Genomic DNA, 25,488 nt, shown 5'->3' with positions numbered 1-25,488 from the left:
TCATGGTTCCGCACCTCGCTACCGCCCTGACCGGCCCGCTGCTCGATTTAGAAAAAAAGATCCTCGACGCCACCCCCGCGATCGAGCGCTGGTTCCGCCTCGAGTGGCAGGAGCATACGCCGCCGTTTTACTGCTCGGTCGACCTGCGCAACGCCGGTTATAAGCTGGCGCCGGTCGACACCAATCTGTTTCCGGGCGGCTTCAACAACCTGGCCAGCGAGATGCTGCCGCTGACCGTGCAGGCGGCGATGGCGGCGATCGACAAGTATTGTCCAGACGCGCGCAACCTGCTCCTGATCCCGGAAACGCAGACGCGCAACCCGCATTACCTGCAAAACGTGGCGCGCCTGATGCAGATCTTCCGCCAGACCGGCCTGCATGTGCGCCTGGGTTCGCTGTCCCCTGAAGTCACCCAGCCGACGCCGCTGGCGCTGCCGGACGGGAACATGCTGGTGGTCGAACCGCTGGTGCGTTCGCCCAACGGCCGCCGCCTGGGCCTGGCCGACTTCGATCCGTGCACCATTTTGCTCAACAACGATCTGTCGGCCGGCATCCCGTCGATCCTGGAAAACGTCCACGAACAGTCGCTGCTGCCGCCGGTCCACGCCGGCTGGGCAATCCGCCGCAAGAGCAATCACCTGAAAGCCTTTGACGAAGTGGCGAAGAAGTTCGGCAAGCTGATCGACATCGATCCGTGGCTGGTCAACCCGCTGCATGCGAAAGTCGGCGACGTCGACCTCGAGCACGACCAGGGCACCGAAGCCCTGGCCGACGCCGTCTCGGCGCTGCTCTCGAAGATCAAGAAGAAGTACAAGGAATACGGCATGAAGGAACAAAAGCCCTTCGTGATCGTGAAGCCGGACGCCGGTACCTATGGCATGGGCATCATGACGATCAAGGACGCCAGCGAAGTGCGCGACCTGACGCTCAAGCAGCGCGCCAAGATGTCGGTAGTCAAGGATGGACTGGCTGTTACCGACCTGATCGTGCAGGAAGGCGTGCCGACCTTTGAAAAAATCGACGACGCGGTGGCCGAACCGGTGGTCTGCATGATCGACCGCTACGTGGTCGGCGGTTTTTATCGCGTGCACGCCGAGCGCGGCATCGACCAGAACCTGAACGCGCCGGGCTCGCAGTACGTGCCGCTCGCGTTTGCCCAGCAGCACGCGGTGCCGGACCTGAAAGCGAAACCGGGAACGGCGGCGCCGAACCGGTTTTATGTGTACGGCGTCGTGGCGCGCCTGGGCTTGCTGGCGGCCTCGCTGGAAATGGAACGGACGGATCCGAATCCAGAGGTTTATTAAGCCTCGGGCAGGGCAACACGAACAAGGGACCGGCCAGGGCCCTTTTTTACGCCAAAGGCAGGCCGTGAAGCGATAATACTTGTTCAATATTTCGCTCGGCAATTGCGCCAGGCTTCAACTGAGGGAGTGCGCATGCGCCGCCTGTCGATTCTTTTACTGGGCCTCTTGATGGGCGGTGCGGTCCTGTCGTGGTTGGCCGGATCGACTCTGGTCGCGCCGACGCAGCACCTGGTGCCGCGGCCGGCCGGTTTGCAGGCCGACAAGGTGCAGATCGAACGCGGTAATGGACCGCCCGTTGCCGGCTGGTTCCTGCGCGGCAGCGGCAAGGGCGCCATCTTGCTGTTGCACGGCATTCGCGCCGACCGGCGCCAGATGCTGGGGCGCGCGCGCTTCCTCGCCACGTCCGGCTACAGCGTGTTGCTGATCGACTTGCCGGGCCATGGCGAAAGCGTTGCACCGGCGATTACCTTTGGATTGCGCGAAGCGGACGGCGTGCAGGCGGCGCTGGCGTTCTTGCGCGAGCAGACACCGGGAGAGCCGCTCGGCTTGATCGGCGTCTCGCTCGGGGCTGCCTCGTTCATGCTATGTAAAACCTGCCTACAAGTGGACGCTGTCGTGCTCGAGTCGATGTATCCCACCATCGAGGAAGCGGTCGAAGACCGGCTGCGCCAGCGTGCCGGCGTGCTTGCCATGCCGCTGTCGCGGCAGTTGCCGCTGCGCCTGGACATCAATCAGCAGCAATTGCGGCCGATCGATGCCATGCCCGGATTGCGGATGCCGGTCATGGTGGCGGCGGGTGAGCGCGATCTGCATACGACGATCGAGGAGACCCGGCGTATCTTCGCGGGTGCAGCCCAGCCCAAAGCACTGTGGGAAGTTCCAGGCGCGGCTCACGTCGATCTGCACGCTTATGCGCCACGTGAGTATGAAGAGCGCATCGGGCGCTTCTTAGCGCATAGTTTTCGTAGGAGCACTGTGGCGAAGAAGGAGTCGGCTTCGTCTTAAGAAAGACTCAGCCAACACAGTGCAGACGTCACGCGTGGGCACAGGGTCCTGCGCGGCCCGGCCCACCCTACCGCTCTTTTTGCGCCATGTACATGAAATGCGAACGCAGCGGCGGCGCCAGGGCTGCCAACGTTTCGCTCACCAGCGCCGGCAGGCCGGCCAGTGCGCGGCCGATGGGCGGGGCCAGCAGCAAGGTCTGGTACTGCTGGCGGTGTCCCGGCCAATAACTGTCGAGCTCAGTGCGCGTGACCTTGCGCACGTGCGGGTTGCGCGGGTTGTTGTAGCGGAAGTCGAACACCAGGCACCAGCCGCCGGGTTTCAGTACGCGCCACATGTCGGCTGCGAGCTGCTGGCGCAGTTCGGGGTCGAGGATCGAGGAGAGCACGGTGTGCGCGCTGACGAGGTCGGCGCTGGCCGCCGGCAGCGCATTCAGGGCGCCGCAGTGCCAGTGCACGCCGGGCGCTGAACGCGGCTGGGCGAGGTCGAGCCGGTCTTGCTGGAGCTCGGTCCCGGTGAGATTGGCCGGCGTCGCCCCCCAGTCGATCAGCTGGCGCAGGAAGCCGCCGGTGCCGCAGCCGACGTCGACGGCGCGGATCTTGCCGAGATCGGTACCGACGGTGCCGGCAAGCAGGCGCGACAACACGCGTAGGCGCATGGCGTGCTGGACCACGATGTCGGGCCGGTGCCAGGCGTAGCGCGCCAGCGCCGCGCCGCCGTGCCAGCCGCGGTACACGCTGGCGATGCGGTCTTGTTCCGCTTGTTGGTCGAGTTGAGCAGTCATGCGTCCATCGTCGCCCAGGCAATCGCGCTTCGGTTTGCGCGCGCTCAGGCGTCCACGCGATCATGCACAATTTGCTCACAAGCACTATGTGCGTGTGGAAAAGATTGGCACGGCCCGGCCGGCCGCGCGCATTCGGGATTCCGGCTAAAATCGAGGGCATTACCCAGACAGGACCCTTCATGAAAATCGCCTTCCTCGCCGATCCGCTCTCCGGTTTCAAGATCTACAAGGACTCGACCTTCGCCATGATGCGCGAAGCGGCGCGGCGCGGCCACGAGCTCTATTTCTTCGAGCAGCGCCACATGGCGCTCGAGCAGGGCGTGGTCAGCGCCGAAGTGGCGCGCATCCACCTGACCGGCGAGCAGGACGTGTGGTACCGCGCCGATGAGGCGGTCGATACGCGCCTGTCGGAATTCGACGCCATCATCGAGCGCAAGGACCCGCCGTTCGACATGGAATATGTCTACGGCACCTATTTGCTCGAGTTGGCCGAAAAGCAGGGTGCGCGCGTCTTCAACCGCCCGTCGGCGATCCGCGACCACAACGAAAAGCTGGCGATCGGCCAGTTCAGCCAGTTCACCTCGCCGACCCTGGTCACGTCCTCGGAAAAGCGCCTGCGCGCCTTCCATGCCGAGCACGGCGACGTGATCTTCAAGCCGCTCGACGGCATGGGCGGCACCGGCATCTTCCGGGTGAAGGCCGATGCGATGAACCTGGGCGCCATCATCGAAACACTGAGCGACAACGGAAAGCGCACCATCATGGTGCAAAAATACATTCCCGAGATCGTCAAAGGCGACAAGCGCATCCTTGTCATCGGCGGCAAGCCGGTGCCGTTCGCGCTGGCGCGCATTCCGCAGGGCACCGAAGTGCGCGGCAACCTGGCCGCCGGCGGCATCGGCGTGGCCCAGCCGATCACCGAGCGCGACCGCGAGATCGCCGAGGCGCTGGGGCCGATGCTGGCCGAGCGTGGCCTGTTACTGGTAGGATTGGACGTGATCGGCGATTTCCTGACCGAGGTGAATGTCACCAGCCCGACCTGCTTCCAGGAGATCACCGACCAGACCGGCTTCGACGTTGCGGCGATGTTCATCGATGCCGTCGAGTCGGCAACAGGAAAATGACATGGTAGGTATTTTGCTCCTGACCCACGCACCACTGGGCCAGGCATTCATCGCGGCGGCGGCCCACGTGTTTCGCGGGCCGACCGAGCGTTTTGAGGCGATCGACGTCGCCGCCGACGAAGACACGCACGCCGTCAACGTCCGCGCGCGCGAGGCGATCGCACGCCTCGACGACGGCGATGGCGTGCTGGTGATCACCGACATCAAGGGTGGTACGCCATCGAATTGCTGCAATTCGCTGGCGATCGCCGGCCGCGTGGAAGTCATCGCCGGCATCAGCCTGCCGATGCTGCTGCGTGCAATCACCTACCGGCGCGACACGCTCGACGTGGTGGTGGAAATGGCGCTGGCGGGTGCCCAGAATGGCGCGGTGCGGGTCGATAACCGCATCCGCGTCGGTTGAACAGGCGTAGTTGAAGCTGCGTAGTTCGAGCTGATATACAGGAGCGGACGGGTGCCGCGGTTCTGACGATTGAAAAGAAAACGAGAACATGATTCAACAAGAACTTGAAATTATCAACAAACTGGGCTTGCACGCCCGCGCCTCCGCCAAATTCACCCAGCTGGCCGCGAAGTACAAAAGCGAAGTCTGGCTCACCCGTAATGGCCGCCGCATCAACGCCAAGTCGATCATGGGCGTCATGATGCTGGCCGCCGGCAAGGGCGCCAAAGTCACGCTCGAAGCCGATGGCCCGGACGAGGGCGATGCACTGGCCGCCCTCGCGGGCCTGGTCAACGACAAGTTCGGCGAAGGCGAGTAATGCCGGAATCGGGCCGCTACCGTTCGGGACCCTCGATGGCGTCGTTCACGCTCCATGGCATCCCCGTCTCGCGCGGGATCGCGATCGGGCGCGCGCACCTGCTCACGCCCGCCGCGCTCGACGTCAAGCACTACCTGGTGCAGGTCGAGCAGGTCGAGGCCGAAGTCAAGCGCCTGCAGGATGCGATCGCCGAAGTGCACCGCAACCTGCAGGAACTGTGGACCGACCTGCCAAAGGACGCGCCGACCGAACTGGGCGCGTTCATCGACGTCCACGCCCTGATCCTGTCCGATCCGATGATCTCCGAAGCACCGCTCGACATCATCCGTAGCCGCCACTACAACGCCGAGTGGGCGCTGGTGACGCAGATCGACGAGTTATCCGCCCAGTTCGACGAGATCGAAGACCCTTATCTGCGCGAGCGCAAGCACGACATCCAGCAGGTCGCCGAGCGGGTGCTGAAGGTGTTGATGGGTACCGCCCTGTCGGTGCCGCCGGTGCTGGCCGGCGACGACGGCTACGCGCCGCAGATGGTCGTCGTCGCGCACGACATCTCGCCGGCCGACATGCTGGCCTTCCGCGACCGCGGCGGCGAATCGCGTTCCTTCATCGGTTTCGTCACCGACGTCGGCGGCCAGAACTCGCACACCGCGATCGTCGCGCGCTCGCTCGACATCCCGGCGGCGGTCGGCATGAGCCAGGCTTCGCGCCTGATCGAGCAGGACGACTGGATCATCGTCGACGGCGACGCCGGCGTGGTGATCTGCAATCCGAGCCCGCTGGTGATGGAGCAGTACCGCGCGCGCCAGCTGGCACTGACCAAGGCGCGCAAGCGCCTGCAAAAGCTCAAGAAGACGCCGGCCGTGACCAGGGACGGCACGGCGATCAAGCTGATGGCGAACATCGAACTGCCCGACGACTGCCCGCATGCGCTGGAGGCCGGCGCCACCGGCATCGGCCTGTTCCGCTCCGAATTCCTGTTCATGGGCCGCGGCGCGCCAGGTTTGAAGGTGCCGGACGAGGACGAACAGTTCGAGCAGTACCGGCGCGCCGTGGTGGCGATGAAGGGCCGCACGGTAACGATCCGCACGCTCGACGTCGGCGCCGACAAGCCGCTCGACCCGACCGAACACACGGCGCTCAATCCCGCGCTGGGCCTGCGCGCGATCCGCTACTGCCTGGCCGAGCCGCAGCTGTTCCTGACCCAGCTGCGCGCGATCCTGCGCGCGTCCTGCTTCGGCAAGGTGCGCATCCTGATCCCGATGCTGGCGCACGCCTTCGAGATCGACCAGACCCTGAACATGCTCGAGCAGGCCAAGGCCCAGCTGCGCGAACAGAACATCAAGTTCGACGAAGCGGTGGAAGTGGGCGCCATGATCGAGATCCCGGCCGCCGCGCTGGCGCTGCCGATGTTCGTGCGGCGCATGAATTTCCTCTCGATCGGCACGAATGACCTTATCCAATATACGCTGGCGATCGACCGCGTCGACTACGAAGTGGCGCACCTGTACGATCCGCTCCACCCGGCGATCCTGCAGCTGATCGGCATGACGATCGCCGCCGGCCAGAAGGCGGGCATCGACGTCGCCGTCTGCGGCGAGATGGCGGGCGACATCAAGCTGACGCGCCTGCTGCTGGGCATGGGCCTGCGCGAATTCTCGATGCATCCGGCCCAGCTGCTGGCGGTGAAGCAGGAAATCCTGAATGCCGACCTGGCGCAGATCGCACCGCGCATGCGCCGCATCATGCGCTCGATGGAACCGGGCGACATCGCCGAAGCGGTCGAACAACTGCAACTCACGTAATCACGTCTTATAAAAGGCGGCCAGGATGCAGAAGGCGGCCGCCGAACACAGTCAAGAAAGTCTCATGGGATCCATTGGAATCGTTTCACCGTCAGCGATGCATTTCGCCGAGCCGCTGCGCCTGCAAAGCGGCGCCCAGCTCGGCGACTACACGCTGATGTATGAAACCTACGGCACGCTCAACGCCGCGCGCTCGAACGCGGTGCTGGTCTGCCATGCACTGAACGCTTCGCACCACGTCGCCGGCAGCTATGCCGACGCGCCGAAAAACCTCGGCTGGTGGGACAACATGGTCGGGCCCGGCAAGCCGCTCGACACCGACCGCTTCTTCGTCATCGGCGTCAACAACCTCGGCTCCTGCTTCGGCTCGACCGGCCCGATGCACACCAACCCGGCCACTGGCAAGCCGTATGGCGCGGCGTTTCCGCTGCTGACGGTCGAGGACTGGGTCAGCGCCCAGGCGCGCCTGGCCGACCGCCTCGGCATCGAACAGTTCGCCGCCGTCATGGGTGGCTCGCTCGGCGGCATGCAGGCGCTCTCGTGGGCCATCATGTTCCCCGAACGCCTGCGCCACTGCATCGTCATCGCCTCGACGCCGAAGCTGTCGGCCCAGAACATCGCCTTCAACGACGTCGCGCGCCAGGCCATCCTCACCGACCCGGACTACCACGGCGGCGATTTTTACGAACACGGCACGGTGCCGAAGAACGGGTTGAAGGTGGCGCGCATGGTCGGCCACATCACCTATTTGTCGAACGACGACATGGCGGAAAAATTCGGGCGCAAGCTGCGCAACGCCGCCGAGAATAACGACTACAAATTCGACTTCGGCATCGACTTCGAGATCGAATCCTACCTGCGCTACCAGGGCGATAAATTCTCCGAATACTTCGACGCCAATACTTACCTCCTGATCACCAAGGCGCTCGACTACTTCGACCCGGCGCGCGAGCACGGCGGCGACCTGACGAAAGCGCTGGCCACCACGCGCGCGCAGTTCCTGATCGCCTCGTTCACCACCGACTGGCGCTTCTCGCCGGAGCGCAGCCGCGAGATCGTCGAGGCCCTCATTTCCAACCGGCGCCAGGTGACCTACGCCGAGATCGACGCGCCGCACGGGCACGACGCCTTCCTGCTGGAGGACGCGCGCTACATGGGCGTGGTGCGCGCCTATTACGACCGCATCTGGGAACAAACGGCAGGGGAGGCGGCATGAAATTCGAAGACCTGACCACGCTGCGACCCGACCTCGCCTTCATCGCGCACTGGGTCGGCGACGGCGCCCACGTGCTGGACGTCGGCTGCGGCGACGGCGCCATGCTGCGCTACCTGGAAAAGGGCAAGCGCTGCACCGGCTACGGCATCGAGATCGCCGACGACAAGGTACTGGAAAGCACCCGCCGCGGCATCAACGTCATCCAGCACGACATGGAAGCGGGCCTGGGCCTGTTCGGCGACAATTCGTTCGACACGGTGCTGTGCCTGTCCTCGCTGCAGATGATGCAGCACGTGGAAGCGCTGCTGCGCGACATCGTGCGCGTGGGGTCAGAGGCCATCGTCTCGTTCCCGAATTTTGCGTACTGGCCGCACCGGGTGGCTTTGCTGAAAGGCCGGATGCCGGTTTCGCGCTCGCTGCCCTACCAGTGGTACGACACGCCGAACGTGCGCTGCGCAACCATCTACGATTTCAAGGAGCTGGCGGAAGAGTGCGGGCTCGAGGTGATCGAATACGTGGCGCTGGCGGAGGGCAAGCCGGTGACCTTCCTGCCGAATCTGCGTGGGAGCCTGGCGGTGTTCAGGCTGCGCAAGAAGGCAAAGCGCGGCTGAGCGGAAGCTGGTTGAACGCGTGGACGAGTCCCCCGTCCACGCGTTCGAACATGCGCGCCCTTATCGTGCGTACAAAACCGCCCATTTCTGCGACGATGCTGTTGACAAAACATCACACCCCGCTACCGACATGAACAAACTCAAACACCTCGCCGCCGCCATTGCCATGCTCGCCGCCCTCGGCACGGCGCACGCCCAGAAGGAGCAAGTCGTCCAGGATGGCATCGCCGTCAAGCCACTCTCGCGCGTGCGCGTGATCGTGCCGGAAGAGCAGCTCAACGCGCAGGCGGCCCAGCAGTACCAGGCGATGATGTCCGAAGCCCAGCAAAAGGGCGCGCTGGTGCCGGCGACCGATCCGCAGGTCAAGCGCCTGCGCAGCGTCGCCCAGCGCATCATCCCGCACACGCCGCGCTGGAATGCCTCGGCCAAAGGTTGGCAGTGGCAAGTCAACCTGTTCGACCAGCCGCAGGTCAACGCCTTTTGCATGCCGGGCGGGCGCATCGGCTTCTTCACCGGCATCATCAACCAGCTGAAACTCACCGACGACGAAATGGCCGCCATCATGGGCCACGAAATCGCCCACGCGCTGCGCGAGCATGGCCGCGAGCGCGCCGCCAAGTCCGGCATCACCTCGGTGGTCGCGCGCGGCGCCGGCGCCATCGGCGCGGCCATCTTCGGCATCGACCCGAGCATCACCAACACCGTCACCGGCATGATCGGCCAGGGCGTGGTGCTGAAATTCTCGCGCGACGAAGAGCGCGAAGCCGACCTGGTCGGCCTCGACATCGCGGCGCGCGCCGGCTACGACCCGCGCGCCGGCATCGCCCTGTGGCGCAAGATGGCGATGCTGAACAAGGGCGCGCCGCCGGAATTCCTGTCGACCCACCCGGGCGGCGAAACCCGGATCAGGGACATGGAAGAGCACATGAACGTGCTGCTGCCGCTGTACGCGCGCAGCAAGGGCACCACGGTGAAGCAGTTGCCGCCTTACCGTACCAACGTCGCATTACGTTAAATGGGTCGCCAGGCAGAAGCCAACGCCTACGTCCCGCTGCCGGTGCGCGCCGGCGTCGCGCCCAGCTACCTGTGGCTGACCGAAACGCGCGCCGGCGGCATGCTGCGTTTTCTCGCCGAGCGTTTTCCCGACGTGACGCCGGCATCGTGGGCCGCACGCCTGGGGCGTGGCGAGGTGGTCGATGCCAGCGGCACGCCTTTACAAGCGGACAGCCATGTCCGCCAAGGCATGCGCATCTGGTATTACCGCGAACTCGACGAAGCGGAAACGCCGATCCCGTTCAAGGAACGCATCCTGTTCCAGGACGCGCACCTGCTGATCGTCGACAAGCCGCATTTCCTGCCGATGATCCCGACAGGGCGCTTCCTGCACGAGACGCTGCTGGTGCGCTTGAAGGCGCAGCTGGAACTGCCGCACCTGACCCCGATCCACCGCCTCGACCGCGAAACGGCGGGCGTTGTGATCTTTTCGCACAACCTCGAGACGCGCGGCAAATACCAGTCGATGTTCCAGAAGCGGGTGGTCAACAAGGTGTACGAGGCGCTGGCCGGGCCGATCGCGGGGCGCGATTTTCCCTTTACCTACCGCAGCCGCATGCAGGACGCGGCGCAGTTTTTCGTCAGCGAAGAAGTGCCGGGCGAGCCGAATTCGGAAACGCTGATCGAACTGGTCGAGCGCCGCGGCGACGTCGTGCGCTACCGCCTGCATCCGCACACGGGCCGCAAGCACCAGCTGCGCCTGCACCTGTCCTCGCTCGGCGCGCCGATCCTGAACGACGCCTTTTATCCGGTGGCGCTGCCCTGCAAGGGCGACGATTTTTCGGCGCCGCTGCAACTGCTGGCGCGGTCGATCAGTTTCGACGATCCGTTGACGGGCCAGAAGCGCACGTTCGAGAGCGAACGCACGCTGGACTGGCCCGCATGACAATTACAGGTGGTAGTCGATGATCAATGGCGCGTGATCGGAAAAACGCTCGTCCTTGTACACCGACACCGTATGCGCCTTGGCCGCGATGCCCGGCGTCGCCACATGGTAGTCGATGCGCCAGCCGACGTTCTTTGCCCATGACTGGCCGCGGTTGCTCCACCAGGTGTAGTCCGCCGCTTCCGGCGCCACGGTGCGGTGCACGTCGACCAGGCCGAGTTCGTCGAACAGACGCGTCATCCAGGCGCGTTCTTCCGGCAGGAAGCCCGAGTTCTTCTGGTTGCTCTTCCAGTTCTTGAGGTCGATCTCCTTGTGAGCGATGTTCCAGTCGCCGCAGATGACGACTTCGCGTCCTTCGGCCTTCAGCTCCTGCAGGTGCGGCAGGAACACTTCCATGAAGCGGAACTTGGCCAGCTGGCGCTCGGGCGAGGACGAGCCCGACGGCGCGTACAGCGAGATCACGGTCAGGTTGCCGAAATCGCAGCGCGTATAGCGGCCTTCGGCGTCGAATTCCTGGCAGCCGAAGCCGATGCGCCTGGTATCCGGGGCCAGGCGGCTATACACGCCGGTGCCCGAATAGCCCTTCTTTTCGGCGTAGTGGAAATGGCCGTGGTAGCCGTGCGGACGCAGAAAATCCTCGGTCATGTCGGCTTCCTGGGCTTTCAGTTCCTGCACGCAGATGAAGTCGGCGTCGACGGTGGCGAGCCAGTTGAAAAAACCTTTTTTGTGGGCCGAACGGATGCCGTTCAGGTTGGCGGAAATAATTCGTGGCATGGAAATAAAAGAGGGAAGGGAAGGCGGGCACGTCGCCCGGCGGCTGGATTAAAATACAGCCACTTTTTTAATGTGGGGTCATCGTGAACAATTTGCGCCAACAGTTTATCGCTTTTTCGGTCTCGACGGGAGTGCTCAAGTTCGGCGAGTTCACCACCAAGGCCGGGCGCCAGTCGCCGTATTTTTTCAACGCCGGCCTGTTCCACGACGGCGCCACCCTGGGTCAGCTGGCCCAGTTCTATGCCCAGACCCTGCTCGATGCCGGCGTCGAATTCGACATGCTGTTCGGCCCGGCCTACAAGGGCATCACGCTGGCATCAAGCACCGCCGTCGCCCTGGCCGGCAAGGGCCGCAACACCTCGTACGCCTACAACCGCAAGGAAGCCAAGGACCATGGCGAAGGCGGCACCATCGTCGGCGCCGGCTTGAAAGGGAAAGTCGTGATCGTCGACGACGTGATCTCGGCCGGTACCTCGGTGCGCGAATCGGTCGCGATGATCCGCGCCGCCGGCGCCGAACCGGCCGCCGTGCTGATCGCCCTCGACCGCATGGAGCGCTCGGGCAAGGACGATGCGTTGTCGAACGGCTCGGCGGTGCAGCAGGTGGCGCAGGAATTCGGCATTCCCGTCATCTCGATCGCCAACCTGGACGACCTGTTTACCTACCTGTCGGGCGAGTCCGGCGCCGAACTGGGCCAGCACAAGGAAGCGGTAGCCGCCTACCGGACGCGCTACGGGGTCTGAGGCGACCGCGCGTCCGGGCGCGCTCTGCCTGGCGCCGGGTCAAAGAAGCCCTGCAGGAATCGTCGCCGCTTCGCGCGCCAGGCTCGCCAGGCGCGCCGCCTGCCGGCCGATGAACGCGGCGACCTGCATTACGAATGCGCGTTCATCTTCCCGGTAATCGGTTGAACGTGCCAATTCGTCAGCCGCGTCAATGGCCGCTTTGGCAAGACGCTGCGCCTCGCGACGCATCAGTTTGCGGTCGATGCCGCATCGTGCGGCAAAGTCGGCGAGGGCAAATGGCGTGACCTCGTGCAGGGTGAACGCATCGCCGAATGCCATGGCCAGATCGGTGTCGCAATGGGTGTACTGGACCACGCTGACCAGGTCGTACCAGGGCGCCGGTTCGAGATAAGTGCCAGGACCGATAAAGAACGAAAAATTCTTGCCATGCGCATCGCTGTTCCCGATCAGGAACTGAAAGAGCGCCCAGCGCAGCATCGTCAGTTTGGCGACGGCCTTGTTGCCCGTCAGCTCGCCAAGCCCGAACAGGCGCTCGAAACTCATGCCGTCCCGAATGTCGCGTACCGCGGGTTCTTTTCCGAGATTGCGCTCGTACTTCCAGGGCATGCCCTTCCGGCAGCAAATGTTCGATGAAGCGCTTGATCGAGCGCGCGTCGTAGTCGCGCGCAGGCGTTTGCAGCGGCAAGGATGGCGACAGCGGAAAGGCGCCTGGATCGTCGAGCCAGTGAGCCGCATAGAGCAGTGACCAGGTATCGGCGCGTGGATCATGCCCGATGTGCGCCATCGGCACCTCACCGGCAAAGACGTCGAGCGCGACATTCACGGAATTGCTCCGGGTTCAGGTGGCGCAGGTGCAAGACCTGCTTGTCGTACCCAGACATGCTCCTTGGGGACGACCAGCAGCGCCAGGCCCAGGCCATCGAGAATGGTCAGTGCTTTGTCCAGGCGCACGCTGCCTTGGCCGTTTTCCAGCCGCGACATCAAGTCGACCGAGACGCCGAGCAATGCTGCAGCGTCGTCGATACGTAGCTGCAGCGCGCGGCGGCGCCGGCGTACGAGAGGCCCGAGTGCCTCGGGACTTGTGAGAACGGCCAGGGTAGCATCCATGATCTTCCTGTTTCGGAAATTCAGAAATAGAACGAGTATAAGACGCAATCGATCGCTATTTCTTAAATTCCGAAATTAGGCATTTGTTATCTGAATTATCCTGGTAATTTCTGGAAGTCCGAAACAACTGGATGAATGGGGAAGTCACGGCGTCCAGATCCAGCGCACGATATGAAAGAACACCGGCGCCGCGAAACCCAGCGAGTCGAGGCGGTCCATGTAGCCGCCATGGCCGGCGATGCCCGTGCCCCAGTCCTTGGCCGCGAGCGAGCGCTTCACCGCCGACATCACCAGGCCGCCCAGCGCGCCGCAGACGACGATCAGCGCGGCCAGGCCCGCCGCCTGCACGAAGCCGAAGGGCGTAACGAAATGCAGCAGGCCGCCGATGAGGGTCGTGGCCAGTCCGCCGCCGAGCAGGCCTTCCCAGGTTTTGGAGGGGCTGACGATGGGCGCCAGCCTGGTGCGCCCGAACAGCTTGCCGAACACGTATTGCAGCACGTCGCTGATCTGCACGATGAAGGTGAAGAAGAACAGCAACTGGGCATTGTGGCCTTCGAATCCGGGGATATCGAGCATCAGGAGGGCCGGTGCGTGGCTGACGCCGTACACGCAGACCATCACGGCGAACAGGATGCGCGCGTTACGCGATAAAAAATCCTCGGTGTCCTGGCTCAGGGCGCTGGCCGCCGAGATCAGGGCAAAAATATAGACCGGGACGAAGACGGCGAACAGGCCGTACCACTCTTCGACCAGCAGCCAGTACTGTCCCGGCAGGGCGACGAAGAAGGCGATGAACAGCGGCCAGTAGTCGCTCTTGCGGGTGGGCGTGAGGGTGAGGAATTCGCGCAGTGCCATCAGCGAGGCGAAGCCGAACACGACGATGGTCGCGTAGCGGCCCAGCACCAGCGCCGAGAACAGCACCGCGACCATGGCCCACCAGGCCTTGATCCGCATGTTCATGTTGCGCACGGTCTCGTTGGCGCCGCCGTATTTCACGTGCAGGGCGAAGCCGGTGGTCGACGCGAGGATCAGGATGCCGAGCAGGATCTGGCCGGTCTTGAGAAATTCGGGTGTCATGCGGACCTCGTCAAAAAGTGCCGGCGAGCCGGCACACGCGTGCGTGGGCGCGCGCGAGGAACACGTCCTTGTCCTCGCCCTGGTCGTTGAAGATCGGCTCGCCGAAATGCGCGCGGCACAGCAGCGGCAGCGGGAAGGGCGCGCCCTTGGGGAGCGCCCGGTGCAGGTTTTCCTGATACACCGGCACCAGCGCCAGCGTGGGCCTGCTTTTCGTCAGGTGGTACAGGCCGGATTTGAAAGGGCCCGGCAGCTCGGCCTGCAGGCGCGTCCCTTCCGGGAACACGATCAGCGAATGGCCGGCGTCGAGCGCGGCCTCAAGCGGCGCCAGCGCATCGCGTCCACCGGCGCTGCGGTCGATCATGACGACGTCCAGCAGGCGCCTGGCCACGTAGCGGCGCAGGGCCGAGGCGTTCCAGTAGTCGGCGCCGGCGACCGGACGCGTGCGGTTGCGTAGCGGGCCGGGCAGGGCGGCCAGCAGGCCGGTGGTGTCGAGGTGGCTGGTATGGTTCGAGAAGAAGACGCACTGGCCGGGCGGCTGCGCATCGAAAAAGGGCTTGCCGCCGATGATCAGCTTTTGCAGCCCGAGCAGGGCGTCGCGCTGGATGTGGAAGATGCTCATGGCGCGTTCCCCTTCTTCAACTGCGCGCACAGGTGGCGCGTGCGGGTGACGCAGGTCAGCAGGCTGAGGACCGCGATCAGCGCCAGGCCGGCGAGCAGCGTGTGCGTGCCGAAGGGCAGGAAGGGCGCCGCGACGCAGCAGGCGGTGAGCACGGCCATGCGCTGCTGCTTGGCCATCGGACCGCGGAAATCGTGGCCCAGGCCGCAGGCGGCGCCGAACACGCGCACATACGCCGTGAGCGCGGCGGCGAGCGCGGCCAGCCAGCCCAGGCTCGGCATGGCCACCGCATAGCCGGCCGCGACCAGTAGCAGGGAATCGGCAATCCGGTCGGGGAATTCGTTGTAGACGGCGCCCAGCGCGGTCGCCTTGCCGTGTTCGACCGCGACCATGCCGTCGAACAGGTTGCACAGCAGGCGCAGCTGGATGCAGGCGGCCGCCGCGATCAGAGTCCAGCCGCCTGCCAGCAGGCTGGCGGCGCCGAAGGCGGCAAACACGACGCTGGCAACCGAGATCTGGTTCGGGGTGATGCCCAGTTGCGCCAGCGCGCGGGCAATGCGCTGGAACAGCAGGTTGCCGCGCACTTTCAGGGGCCGGCGGTCTGACTCGGAAGAGCTTGTCATGGTCGGGTTTCCGTGGAAAACACGCTTGATGTTACCACAGAGAAATTGCACATGATGCATTTATTGCATGCATTTATTGCATGCATTTTGTGGGGTGGGCGGTCGTGCCCACGCGGTAATACGTGTCCTCGAGATCGTCGAGCACGACATCGGAGCTGGTACGTATCACTACGAACGAAAAAAAACCGGAGCACGCTCCGGTTTTTTCTGAGACAGCCTGTATCAGCCCGCCAGCTTCTTCTTCAGCAGCTCCGTCACCTGTGCCGGATTCGCCTTGCCCTTCGAGGCCTTCATGGTCTGGCCGATCAGCGCGTTGATCGCCGCTTCCTTGCCGGCACGGTACTGCTCGACCGATTTCGCATTCGCCGCCAGCACTTCGTCGACGATGGCTTCCAGCGCGCCCGTGTCCGAGATCTGCTTCAGGCCCTTTTGCTCGATCACGAGGTCGGCCAGGTTTTCGTCCAGCGACTTCGCTTCCCACATCGCCGCGAACACCTCTTTACCGGCCTTGTTCGAGATGGTGCCGTCGGCGATCCGCTTGATGAGCAGCGCCAGCTGCGACGCTTCCACCGGCGAGGCGGTGATCTCGACGCCTTCGCGGTTCAGGGTCGACGACACGTCGCCCATCATCCAGTTGGCGATCGCTTTCGCGTTTTCCTTGCCGGCTTTCGCCACCACGGCTTCGTAGTAGTTGGCCATCGCCTGCGACGAGGTCAGGATCAGGCTGTCGTATTCAGGCAGGCCGTAGTCGCCGGTGAAGCGACGGCGCATGGCTTCCGGCAGTTCCGGCATATCGGCGCGCACGCGCTCGATCCAGTCTTCCGAAATCGTCAGGGGCGGCAGGTCCGGGTCGGGGAAGTAGCGGTAGTCCTGCGCATCCTCTTTCGAGCGCATGGCGCGGGTTTCCTTCTTGTCCGGGTCCCACAGGCGCGTGGCCTGCTGCACCTTGCCGCCGTCTTCGATCAGCTCGATCTGGCGCCGCACTTCGTAGTGGATCGCTTCTTCCATGAAGCGGAACGAGTTCAGGTTCTTGATCTCGCAGCGGGTGCCGAATTCCTGCTGGCCGAGCGGGCGCACCGAGACGTTGACGTCGCAGCGGAACGACCCTTCCTGCATGTTGCCGTCGCAGACACCGAGCCACATCACCAGGCCGTGCAGTGCTTTCGCATAAGCCACCGCCTCGTTCGCGCTGCGCATCTCCGGCTCGGAAACGATCTCGAGCAGCGGCGTGCCGGCGCGGTTCAGGTCGATGCCGGTCATGCCGGCGTAATCCTCGTGCAGCGATTTACCGGCATCTTCCTCGAGGTGGGCGCGGGTCAGGTTGACGGTTTTCGTCTCCAGCTTGCCGTCCTTCTCGTAGCCGAAGGTGATCGTGCCGCCTTGCACCACCGGATCTTCGAACTGGCTGATCTGGTAGCCCTTCGGCAGGTCGGGATAAAAATAGTTTTTGCGGGCGAAGACGGATTGCGGAGCGATTTTCGCGCCCACGGCCAGGCCGAAGCGGATCGCGCGCTCGACGGCGCCCTTGTTCATCACGGGCAGCACGCCCGGCAGCGCCAGGTCGACCGGGCTGGCCTGCGTGTTCGGCGCGGCGCCGAACTGGATCGCGCTGCCGCTGAAGATTTTCGAATTGGTCGTGAGCTGGACGTGGTTCTCAAGACCGATGACGACTTCCCATTGCATGGTGTTCTCTCTTTTCTGTTCGGGCGTGGACGTTAGACCCCGACCGGGGCGCGTTGGTGCCAGTCGGTCGCCAGCTGGTACTGGTGGGCGACGTTCAGCAGCTTCGCTTCGGCGAAATAATTGCCGATGATTTGCAGGCCGACCGGACGCTTGTCGTTCTTCTCGCCGCTGCCGAAGCCGCACGGGATCGACATGCCGGGCAGGCCGGCCAGGCTGGTCGACAGGGTAAAGATGTCGGCTAAATAATTGGCGACCGGGTCATTTGCTTTCGAGCCGAGATCCCAGGCGACGGTCGGCGCGACCGGGCCCATGATCACGTCGCACTTGTCGGCAAAGGCTGCCTGGAAGTCGTCGGCGATCAGGCGGCGGATCTTTTGCGCTTGCACGTAATAGGCGTCGTAGTAGCCATGGCAGAGCACATAGGTGCCGACCATGATGCGGCGCTGGACTTCGCGGCCGAAACCTTCGGCGCGCGTTTTCTTGTACATGTCGGCCAGGTCCTTGTACGCGCTGGCGCGGTGGCCGTAGCGCACGCCGTCGAAGCGCGACAGGTTCGACGACGCTTCCGCCGGGGCGATGATGTAGTAGGTCGGGATCGACAGCGCCGTTTTCGGCAGGGAGATATCCACCAGCGTTGCGCCCAGCCTCACGAACTGCTCGAGCGCGGCGCGCACGGCGCTTTCCACGTCGGCGGCCAGGCCTTCGCCGAAGTATTCCTGCGGCACGCCGATGCGCAAGCCATTCAGGGGCTTGTCGAGGTCGCGCGCAAAGTCTTCGTGCAGGTTGCCCTGCTCGGGGCTCAGGCTGGTCGAGTCGCGCTCGTCGTGGCCGACCATTTCGTTCAGCAGCAGGGCGCAGTCCTCGGCCGTTTGCGCCATTGGGCCACCCTGGTCGAGCGAGGAGGCGAAGGCGATCATGCCGAAGCGCGAGACGCGGCCGTAGGTCGGCTTGATGCCGGTAACGCCGCAGAAGGCGGCCGGCTGGCGGATCGAGCCGCCGGTGTCGGTGGCGGTCGCGGCCGGCGCCAGGCGCGCGGCGATCGCGGCGGCCGAGCCGCCCGAGGAGCCGCCCGGCACCGCCAGCGCGTCCCACGGATTTTTTACCGGGCCGAAGGCGGAGCTCTCGTTGGCCGAGCCCATCGCGAATTCGTCGCAATTGACCTTGCCGAGCGTGACCATGCCGGCGGCATTGAAGCGATCGACGACGGTGGCGTCGAACGGGCTGACGTAATTGGCCAGCATCTTCGAGCCGGCAGTCGTGCGCCAGCCGCGCGTGACGAAGATATCCTTATGGGCGATCGGCACGCCGGTCAGCGGGCCGGCCGTGCCCTCGGCGAGGCGCACGTCGGCGGCGGCCGCCTGGGCCAGCGACAGGGCCGGGTCGACGTGCAGGAAGGCGTTGTGTCCGCTCGCGGCGATGCGGTCGAGGAAGTGCTGGGTCAGCTCGGTGCTCGACACCTGCTTCGAATGCAGCAGCGCCGACAGTTCTTTGATGGTCTTGTTATGCATGGTGCCTAAATCTCGTGAATGCGTGTTCGGGGCGGCGGGCGAAGGTATTGCGAAGTGACGGCTTACTCGATCACTTTCGGCACCAGGTACAGGCCGTCCTGGGCTTTCGGCGCGGGCGCCTGGTAGTCGTCGCGGCGGTTTTCTTCCGTGACCACGTCTTCGCGCAGACGCAGCGGTAGCGACGACAGGATCGCGGCCAGCGGGTGCGACAGGGGCGCGACGCTGCTCGTATCGACCGCCTGCATCTGTTCGGCCAGGGCGAAGATGCCGTTCAATTCGCCCAGCGCGGTCTCGGCGTGGGCGTCGTCCATATCGAGCTGCGCCAGGTTGGCGATCCGTTTTACGTCTGAAAGAGTCAGGGACATGGCAAAAAGGCGGCGCGGGCCGCGTTCAAAAATGGGGTTGGGCGGGATAGCGGAATGACAATGCAATCGCCGCAGCAGGGCTGTTGAACAGCGTGCTACGGTCGATAAAACCTTGCTAATACCGTCGATCTCGCTCGGGAACTGGGGGGTAAAACCCTCTGTATTCAGCGTGTAATGGGCAAATAATCGGTAAATTATAAGGTAGAATGGCGGGCTAATGCGTGGTCGGCGCCGAATGAGCGCGGCCACTGCAGCCGGTACCTGCGTGACGCAGGCACTACACAGCACAAGACCGCCGGGCGCAGGCAGGGCCGACGCGGCGAGGATTCCCGATCAATTCGTTTAGGCGCGGCTTCGCGCATCAGGACATACATGTTTGGTTCTTTACGCAGTTATTTTTCGAACGACCTGGCCATCGACCTGGGTACCGCCAATACGCTGATCTATGTGCGCGGCCAGGGCATCGTGCTGGACGAGCCATCGGTCGTTGCGATCCGCCAGCAGGGCGGTCCGAACGGCAAGAAGACGATCCAGGCGGTCGGCAAGAAGGCCAAGCAGATGCTGGGCAAGGTGCCGGGCAATATCGAGGCGATTCGCCCGATGAAGGATGGCGTCATCGCCGACTTCACTGTCACCGAAGAAATGCTCAAGCAGTTCATCCGCATGGTGCACGATTCGAAATTCTTCCGTCCGTCGCCGCGCATCATCATCTGCGTGCCTTGCGGTTCGACCCAGGTCGAGCGCCGCGCGATCCGTGAATCGGCGCTCGGCGCCGGCGCCTCGCAGGTCTACCTGATCGAGGAGCCGATGGCCGCGGCGCTTGGCGCCGGCTTGCCGGTATCGGATGCGACCGGCTCGATGGTGGTCGACATCGGCGGCGGCACCACCGAAGTCGGCATCATCTCGCTGGGCGGCATGGTCTATAAAGGTTCGGTGCGCGTCGGCGGCGACAAGTTCGATGAAGCCATCGTCAACTACATCCGCCGCAACTACGGCATGTTGATCGGCGAACAGACCGCCGAAGCGATCAAGAAGGCCATCGGTTCGGCCTTTCCGGGTTCGGAAGTGAAAGAGATGGAAGTCAAGGGCCGCAACCTGTCCGAAGGCATCCCGCGCGCGTTCACGATCTCGAGCAACGAGATCCTCGAAGCGCTGACCGACCCGCTCAACAACATCGTTTCGGCGGTGAAGAACGCGCTCGAGCAGACCCCCCCCGAACTGGGCGCCGACATCGCCGAAAAGGGCATGATGCTGACCGGCGGCGGCGCACTGCTGCGCGACCTCGATCGCCTGCTGATGGAAGAAACCGGCCTGCCGGTGCTGGTGGCCGAAGACCCGTTGACCTGCGTGGTGCGCGGTTCGGGCATGGCACTGGATCACAATGACAAGCTGGGCTCGATCTTCTCGTACGAGTAAGCCGAGCGTGTGAAAAACCTGCATGGCTTGCCCTGAAGGTTTTTCATATGCTCGACAGCCCGCTGGTGCACGACCCTGGGCAGTCGACCGGTGCAATGCCGGTCGCCTGCCTGCGCTGATTTCTGCGGCTGATTCGTTCGGCCGTCAACATTGAAATTCATGGATTACAGTCCTCCGCCGCTTTTCAAACAGGGCGCCCCCGCGCGGGTGAAGGTGACGGTGTTCGCACTGGTCTCGCTGGTGCTGCTGGTGGTCGACGCGCGCATGCATGTGTTGAATACCGTGCGCCAGGTGGCCGCCACCGTGCTCTATCCGCTGCAGATGGCCGCGCTCATGCCGCGCGATGCGGTGGCCAGCATGGGCGGCTATTTTTCCTCGCTCTCGAGCCTGCAGGCAGAGGTGCGCGAGCTCAAGAACCACCAGGTGGCGCAAGCCCAGGCGATGCAGCAGGCCCAGCTCCAGATGGCCGAGAACGTCCACCTGCGGCGCCTGCTCGACGCGCGCGAGCACCTGCCGGTGCAATCGATCATGGGCGAAATCCTCTACGACGCACGCGACCCGTCGACCCGGCGCATCGTGCTCGACCGCGGTTCGCGCAACGGCGTGCAGCTCGGCCTGCCGGTGATCGACAATGCCGGCGTCATCGGCCAGGTCACGCGCGTGTTCCCGTTCACGTCCGAAGTCACCCTGCTGACCGACAAGGAGCAAGCCATTCCGGTGCAGGTGCTGCGTTCCGGCCTGCGCAGCATCGCCTATGGGCGCGGCCGCTCGGGCCTGCTCGACCTGCGCTTCGTCGCGCCCGACGCCGACATCCAGGTCGGCGACGTGATCGTCACATCCGGCCTGGACGGCATGTACCCGGCCGGCCTGGCCGTGGCCAAGGTGGTGCAGGTCGAGAAGGTCGCGGCCGGCGCCTTTGGCCGCGTCATCTGCCAGCCGCTCGGCGGCGTCGACCGCAACCGCCAGCTCCTGATCGTGATGTCGTCGGCAGCGCGCCCGCCGCGTCCGGAGGCCGCGCCGGCGGCGCCCGCGCACGGCGCCAGCCGCCGCAACCTGCCGAAGATGGACCCGGTGCCGGCGCCACCGCTGCCGGCCGCGCCGCTGCCGGCGCAGGGCTTGCCGACGCAGCCGGGCGCCAATACGCCCGCAGGTACCGGCGCCGGCGCGCAGCCGGCGCCGAATGCGCCAGCCACCACTGCACCGGCTGCGCCGGCCGCGAATCCGCCGGCCGCAACCGGCACGCCGCCCGCGGCCCCGGCGACAACGCGCGCCGCGCGCCCGGCCACGCCGCCCACGGCCGCCGTTACCGTACCGGCTGCGCCGGTACCCCGCAAGGAGGGCGCTTGATGTCCGCACGACCGAATTACATCCTGCTGCCGGTCAGCCCGCTGTTCATCGCGTTCAGCCTGACCTGCGCCTTCATGCTCAACCTGCTGCCCTGGGGCCAGTGGATCGGCGCGCCCGACTTCGTGGCGCTGGTGCTGGTCTTCTGGGGCATCCACCAGCCGCGCAAGGTCGGCATCGGCGTCGCCTTCGGCATGGGCCTCTTGATGGACGTGCACGACGCCACGCTGCTGGGCGAGAACGCGCTGGCCTATACGCTGCTGTCATACGTCGCGACGATGATCCACCGCCGCGTGCTGTGGTTCCCGGTGCTGACCCAGGCCATGCACGTGTTTCCGCTGCTGCTGCTGGCGCAGGCGATCCAGGCCTTCGTGCATTTCTTCGCCACCGGACGGTTTACCGGCTGGTCGCATTTCATCGAGAGCGCGGTTGCCGTCGTCCTGTGGCCCTTGATTACCTGGCTGCTGCTGGCGCCCCAGCGCCGCGCGGTCGACCTCGACCATACCCGGCCGATTTGATAGGCCTCCGCCGCTGAGTACAGCAAGTAGATGACCGAAATTAAAGACAGTGACCGCGAGATCCACCACTTCCGCCTGCGCCTGACGGTGCTGCTGGGACTGGTGTTCGTCTGCTTCGGCATCCTGGTGGCGCGCTTCGTCTGGCTGCAGGTGGTCCAGCACGACAAGTACCACGCCCAGGCCGAGGACAACCGCATCGCGCTGGTGCCGATCGTGCCCAACCGCGGCCTGATCGTCGACCGCAACGGCGTGGTCCTGGCGCGTAACTACTCGGCCTATACGCTCGAGATCACGCCCTCGAAACTGCAGGCCAGCATGGATTCGGTGATCGACGAACTGGCCAAGCTGGTCAGCATCGAGCCGAAGGACCGCAAGCGTTTCAAGCGCCTGATGGAGGAGTCGCGCAGCTTCGCCAGCGTGCCGCTGCGCACCCGCCTGACCGACGACGAAGTGGCGCGTTTTACAGCGCAGCGCTTCCGCTTTCCGGGCGTGGAAGTACAGGCGCGCCTGTTCCGCCAGTATCCGCTGGGCGAAGTCGCCTCGCACGTGGTCGGCTACATCGGCCGCATCAACCAGCGCGAATCGGACGCCCTGGCCGAGAGCGACGACGCCGCCAACTACAACGGCACCGACCACATCGGCAAGGAAGGGCTGGAAAAGAAGTACGAGCGCTACCTGCACGGCACCACCGGCTACGAACAGGTCGAGCGTTCGGCGGGCGGGCGCGCGATCCGCACGCTGTCGCGCCGTCCGCCGGTCCCGGGCAGCAACCTGATCCTGTCGATCGACATCGAACTGCAAAAGGTGGTCGAGGAAGCCTTCGGCGACCAGCGCGGCGCCTTTGTCGCGATCGAACCGGCCACCGGCGACGTGCTCGCCTATGTGTCGCGTCCGGGCTTCGATCCGAACCTGTTCGTCGACGGCATCGATACGCAAAGCTGGAACGAACTGAATACCTCGCTCGACAAGCCGCTGATGAACCGGCCGCTGTCGGGCACCTATCCACCCGGCTCGACCTTCAAACCGTTCATGTCGCTGGCGGCGCTCGAACTGGGACTGCGCAAGCCGTCGGACGCGATCCGCGACGCCGGCTTCTTCATGCTCGGCGGGCACCGCTTCAACGACGACAAGCCGGGCGGCCACGGCTACGTCGACATGTACCGCTCGATCGCCGAATCCTGCGACACGTATTACTACCAGCTCGGCAACGAGATGGGGATCGACCGTCTGTCCGACTTCATGCGTCCGTTCGGCTTCGGCGTGCCGACCGGGATCGACCTCGAACACGAAAAGACCGGCGTGCTGCCCTCGAAAGAGTGGAAGGCGAACCGCTTCAAGCGCAACCGCGCGGCCCAGAAATGGGTCGGCGGCGACACCATCTCGGTCTCGATCGGCCAGGGTTTCAACAACTACACGATGATCCAGCTGGCGCACGCGGTGGCCAACCTGGCCAACAACGGCGTGGTCATGAAGCCGCACCTGGTCAAGCTGATCGAAGACGGCGCCACGCGCGAGCGCACGCTGACGGTGCCCAAGGAAAGCCGGCGCATCCCGCTCAAGCAGGCCAACATCGACTTCATCAAGAGCGCGATGGTGGGCGTGACCCAGGAAGCCTACGGCACCGGCCGCCGCGCCTTTGCCAATGCCGGCTATATTTCCGGCGGCAAGACCGGCACGGCGCAGGTGATCGGCCTGAAAGGGCAGAAGTACAACGCGCATGCGATCGACGAGCGGCACCGCGACAATGCGCTCTACACCGCGTTCGCGCCGGCCGACAGGCCGACCATCGCGATTGCGCTGGTGGTCGAGAACGCCGGCTTCGGCGCGGCCTCGGCGGCGCCGATCGCGAGAAAAGCACTTGACTATTACCTGCTCGGCAAACGGCCGACGCCACCGAAGGTCGACGACCGCGCCGGCAAGAAGACCGTCGTCGCCGGCACCGCCGCGGCGCCTGCGCGCGCGACCGTCGCGCCGGCTGCGCCCGCCACCGTGCCGGTCGCCGGGTCGCCCGCACTGACGGCGCCCGTCATCACCAAGGAGTAAGCCATGGCCTATTATCCGGAGCGGCGCTCCCTGAGCCGCCGGCTCAAGCCGTATTTCACCGTCTTCGACTGGCCGCTGGCGATGATCCTGTTCATGCTCGCCACCACCAGCGTCATCACCATGTCGTCGGCCGGTACCGAATTCCCCGGCCGGCTCGAGGCGCAGATGCGCAACTTCATCCTCGCCTTCGGCATCATGTGGGTGGCCTCGCTGATTCCGCCGCAGACCCTGATGCGCCTGGCGGTGCCGATCTATACCTTCGGCGTCACCCTGCTGATCGCGGTGGCCATGTTCGGCATCATCAAGAAGGGCGCGCGGCGCTGGCTACACGTCGGCGTCGACATCCAGCCGTCCGAAATCATGAAGATCGCCACGCCGCTGATGATCGCCTGGTACTTCCAGCAGCGCGCCAAGGTCGGGGACTGGAAATCCTTCCTGGTGGCCGGCGTGCTGCTGCTGATTCCGTTCGCCCTGATCGCGAAACAGCCCGACCTCGGTACCGCGCTGCTGGTCGGCGCCTCCGGCTTCTACGTCATCTTCCTGGCCGGCCTGTCGTGGAAGGTGCTGGTCGGACTCGCGATCGCGGCCGCGGCCGGCATGCCGGTCGCCTGGTCGATGCTGCACGATTACCAGCGCGAACGCGTCATGACGCTGATCGACCCGACCTCCGATCCGCTGGGCAAAGGCTTCCACATCATCCAGTCCGTGATCGCAATCGGTTCCGGCGGCGTGACCGGCAAGGGATACCACCAGGGCACGCAAGTACAGCTCGAATTCGTACCCGAACAGACGACCGACTTCGTGTTCTCCGTGTATTCGGAAGAATTTGGGCTGGTCGGGAACCTATTTCTTTTGGTAATCTATCTATTACTGATCGGGCGCGGCGCGATGATTGCCGCGAACGCCCCGAACATGTTTTCGCGCCTGCTGGCCGGCGCGATCACGATGATTTTCTTTACGTATGCCTTTGTCAACATGGGAATGGTGAGCGGGATCCTGCCTGTCGTGGGAGTTCCGCTTCCTTTCATGAGCTATGGCGGTACCGCGTTCATCACGCTCGGCCTCGGCGCTGGTATATTGATGAGCATACAACGTCACCGGAAACTGGTGCAGACCTGATAGGAG

26 protein-coding genes and 1 pseudogene are annotated in these 25,488 nt (G+C 64.6%); 16 read left to right on the top strand and 11 right to left on the bottom strand.

The window, feature by feature from the left end:
• Nucleotides 1-2: 2 nt before the first annotated feature.
• Nucleotides 3-1,304 carry a glutamate--cysteine ligase gene (gene gshA / locus AC56LG_RS04905; RefSeq protein WP_497164988.1) on the top strand — a complete coding sequence of 434 codons (1,302 nt, stop codon included), beginning with the start codon at nucleotides 3-5 and terminating at the stop codon, nucleotides 1,302-1,304.
• A gap of 132 nt (nucleotides 1,305-1,436) precedes the next feature.
• Nucleotides 1,437-2,309, top strand: a complete 873-nt coding sequence (locus AC56LG_RS04900; protein ID WP_497164987.1) for an alpha/beta hydrolase — start codon at nucleotides 1,437-1,439, stop codon at nucleotides 2,307-2,309.
• A gap of 67 nt (nucleotides 2,310-2,376) precedes the next feature.
• Here the strand turns inward: AC56LG_RS04900 and AC56LG_RS04895 are convergent, their stop codons facing one another.
• Nucleotides 2,377-3,090, bottom strand: coding sequence for a class I SAM-dependent methyltransferase (locus AC56LG_RS04895; RefSeq protein WP_497164986.1), 714 nt, complete (start codon nucleotides 3,088-3,090; stop codon nucleotides 2,377-2,379).
• A 179-nt stretch (nucleotides 3,091-3,269) separates the two neighbouring features.
• Between AC56LG_RS04895 and gshB the strand changes: the two genes are divergently transcribed.
• The 8 genes from gshB to AC56LG_RS04855 all read left to right on the top strand — a co-directional run bounded on the left by gshB (nucleotide 3,270) and on the right by AC56LG_RS04855 (nucleotide 10,546).
• A complete protein-coding gene (gene gshB, locus AC56LG_RS04890) occupies nucleotides 3,270-4,214 on the top strand; it encodes a glutathione synthase (RefSeq protein WP_497164985.1) in 945 nt (314 codons plus the stop codon).
• A 1-nt stretch (nucleotide 4,215) separates the two neighbouring features.
• Entirely contained in the window at nucleotides 4,216-4,617 is a 402-nt protein-coding gene (locus tag AC56LG_RS04885; protein ID WP_497164984.1) for a PTS sugar transporter subunit IIA, read from the top strand.
• An 88-nt stretch (nucleotides 4,618-4,705) separates the two neighbouring features.
• The gene (locus tag AC56LG_RS04880; protein WP_192053164.1) at nucleotides 4,706-4,975 is read left to right on the top strand and encodes an HPr family phosphocarrier protein; all 270 of its coding nucleotides are present in this window, start codon (nucleotides 4,706-4,708) and stop codon (nucleotides 4,973-4,975) included.
• Nucleotides 4,976-5,010: 35 nt separating this feature from the next.
• The gene (ptsP, locus tag AC56LG_RS04875; protein WP_497165024.1) at nucleotides 5,011-6,780 is read left to right on the top strand and encodes a phosphoenolpyruvate--protein phosphotransferase; all 1,770 of its coding nucleotides are present in this window, start codon (nucleotides 5,011-5,013) and stop codon (nucleotides 6,778-6,780) included.
• A gap of 25 nt (nucleotides 6,781-6,805) precedes the next feature.
• A complete protein-coding gene (gene metX / locus AC56LG_RS04870) occupies nucleotides 6,806-7,996 on the top strand; it encodes a homoserine O-succinyltransferase MetX (protein ID WP_497164983.1) in 1,191 nt (396 codons plus the stop codon).
• A complete protein-coding gene (gene metW, locus AC56LG_RS04865) occupies nucleotides 7,993-8,607 on the top strand; it encodes a methionine biosynthesis protein MetW (RefSeq protein WP_497164982.1) in 615 nt (204 codons plus the stop codon). Before metX ends, metW begins: the two co-directional genes overlap by 4 nt.
• A 130-nt stretch (nucleotides 8,608-8,737) precedes the next feature.
• A complete protein-coding gene (locus AC56LG_RS04860) occupies nucleotides 8,738-9,622 on the top strand; it encodes a M48 family metallopeptidase (protein WP_497164981.1) in 885 nt (294 codons plus the stop codon).
• Nucleotides 9,623-10,546 carry a pseudouridine synthase gene (locus AC56LG_RS04855; protein ID WP_497164980.1) on the top strand — a complete coding sequence of 308 codons (924 nt, stop codon included), beginning with the start codon at nucleotides 9,623-9,625 and terminating at the stop codon, nucleotides 10,544-10,546.
• Nucleotides 10,547-10,549: 3 nt separating this feature from the next.
• Here AC56LG_RS04855 and AC56LG_RS04850 read toward each other — a convergent pair whose 3' ends face one another.
• Nucleotides 10,550-11,320: an exodeoxyribonuclease III gene (locus tag AC56LG_RS04850; RefSeq protein WP_497164979.1), complete on the bottom strand. Its 771-nt coding sequence runs from the start codon at nucleotides 11,318-11,320 to the stop codon at nucleotides 10,550-10,552.
• Between the two features lie 83 nt (nucleotides 11,321-11,403).
• Between AC56LG_RS04850 and pyrE the strand changes: the two genes are divergently transcribed.
• Nucleotides 11,404-12,063 carry an orotate phosphoribosyltransferase gene (gene pyrE, locus AC56LG_RS04845; protein WP_497164978.1) on the top strand — a complete coding sequence of 220 codons (660 nt, stop codon included), beginning with the start codon at nucleotides 11,404-11,406 and terminating at the stop codon, nucleotides 12,061-12,063.
• 39 nt (nucleotides 12,064-12,102) lie between these two features.
• Here the strand turns inward: pyrE and AC56LG_RS04840 are convergent, their stop codons facing one another.
• The 9 genes and pseudogenes from AC56LG_RS04840 to gatC all read right to left on the bottom strand — a co-directional run bounded on the left by AC56LG_RS04840 (nucleotide 12,103) and on the right by gatC (nucleotide 19,042).
• Entirely contained in the window at nucleotides 12,103-12,669 is a 567-nt protein-coding gene (locus AC56LG_RS04840) for a HipA domain-containing protein (RefSeq protein ID WP_497164977.1), read from the bottom strand.
• A gap of 28 nt (nucleotides 12,670-12,697) precedes the next feature.
• Nucleotides 12,698-12,847 (bottom strand): annotated as a pseudogene (locus AC56LG_RS04835) (HipA domain-containing protein); the annotation flags it as partial.
• 35 nt (nucleotides 12,848-12,882) lie between these two features.
• Nucleotides 12,883-13,170: a helix-turn-helix domain-containing protein gene (locus AC56LG_RS04830; RefSeq protein ID WP_497164976.1), complete on the bottom strand. Its 288-nt coding sequence runs from the start codon at nucleotides 13,168-13,170 to the stop codon at nucleotides 12,883-12,885.
• Between the two features lie 144 nt (nucleotides 13,171-13,314).
• On the bottom strand, nucleotides 13,315-14,247 hold the full coding sequence (locus tag AC56LG_RS04825; protein WP_497164975.1) for a phosphatidate cytidylyltransferase: 933 nt from the start codon (nucleotides 14,245-14,247) through the stop codon (nucleotides 13,315-13,317).
• Between the two features lie 10 nt (nucleotides 14,248-14,257).
• The gene (locus AC56LG_RS04820; RefSeq protein WP_497164974.1) at nucleotides 14,258-14,866 is read right to left on the bottom strand and encodes a lysophospholipid acyltransferase family protein; all 609 of its coding nucleotides are present in this window, start codon (nucleotides 14,864-14,866) and stop codon (nucleotides 14,258-14,260) included.
• Nucleotides 14,863-15,486 (bottom strand): CDP-alcohol phosphatidyltransferase family protein, encoded by a 624-nt coding sequence (locus AC56LG_RS04815; protein WP_497164973.1) that lies wholly within the window; start codon nucleotides 15,484-15,486, stop codon nucleotides 14,863-14,865. The genes AC56LG_RS04820 and AC56LG_RS04815 overlap by 4 nt, the downstream gene beginning before the upstream one ends.
• Nucleotides 15,487-15,708: 222 nt before the next feature.
• Complete coding sequence (gene gatB / locus AC56LG_RS04810; protein WP_497164972.1) at nucleotides 15,709-17,169, bottom strand: Asp-tRNA(Asn)/Glu-tRNA(Gln) amidotransferase subunit GatB; 1,461 nt, start codon at nucleotides 17,167-17,169, stop codon at nucleotides 15,709-15,711.
• A 32-nt stretch (nucleotides 17,170-17,201) separates the two neighbouring features.
• Entirely contained in the window at nucleotides 17,202-18,677 is a 1,476-nt protein-coding gene (gene gatA / locus AC56LG_RS04805; protein ID WP_497164971.1) for an Asp-tRNA(Asn)/Glu-tRNA(Gln) amidotransferase subunit GatA, read from the bottom strand.
• Nucleotides 18,678-18,739: 62 nt separating this feature from the next.
• Nucleotides 18,740-19,042 (bottom strand): Asp-tRNA(Asn)/Glu-tRNA(Gln) amidotransferase subunit GatC, encoded by a 303-nt coding sequence (gene gatC, locus AC56LG_RS04800; RefSeq protein ID WP_497164970.1) that lies wholly within the window; start codon nucleotides 19,040-19,042, stop codon nucleotides 18,740-18,742.
• Between the two features lie 372 nt (nucleotides 19,043-19,414).
• On the opposite strand from gatC, the gene AC56LG_RS04795 reads away from it, so the two are divergent.
• The 5 genes from AC56LG_RS04795 (at nucleotide 19,415) to rodA (ending at nucleotide 25,482) form a co-directional block, all read left to right on the top strand.
• Nucleotides 19,415-20,458, top strand: a complete 1,044-nt coding sequence (locus tag AC56LG_RS04795; protein ID WP_192053190.1) for a rod shape-determining protein — start codon at nucleotides 19,415-19,417, stop codon at nucleotides 20,456-20,458.
• Between the two features lie 159 nt (nucleotides 20,459-20,617).
• Complete coding sequence (gene mreC, locus AC56LG_RS04790; RefSeq protein WP_497164969.1) at nucleotides 20,618-21,805, top strand: rod shape-determining protein MreC; 1,188 nt, start codon at nucleotides 20,618-20,620, stop codon at nucleotides 21,803-21,805.
• The gene (gene mreD / locus AC56LG_RS04785; RefSeq protein ID WP_497164968.1) at nucleotides 21,805-22,320 is read left to right on the top strand and encodes a rod shape-determining protein MreD; all 516 of its coding nucleotides are present in this window, start codon (nucleotides 21,805-21,807) and stop codon (nucleotides 22,318-22,320) included. Before mreC ends, mreD begins: the two co-directional genes overlap by 1 nt.
• A 30-nt stretch (nucleotides 22,321-22,350) precedes the next feature.
• Nucleotides 22,351-24,363, top strand: coding sequence for a penicillin-binding protein 2 (mrdA, locus tag AC56LG_RS04780; RefSeq protein WP_497164967.1), 2,013 nt, complete (start codon nucleotides 22,351-22,353; stop codon nucleotides 24,361-24,363).
• Between the two features lie 3 nt (nucleotides 24,364-24,366).
• Complete coding sequence (rodA, locus tag AC56LG_RS04775; RefSeq protein WP_497164966.1) at nucleotides 24,367-25,482, top strand: rod shape-determining protein RodA; 1,116 nt, start codon at nucleotides 24,367-24,369, stop codon at nucleotides 25,480-25,482.
• The last annotated feature ends 6 nt before the right edge of the window (nucleotides 25,483-25,488 follow it).

The organism is Telluria sp. ZB2R32 (genome assembly GCF_059685715.1).
This window is presented reverse-complemented; position numbering and strand designations above follow the sequence as displayed.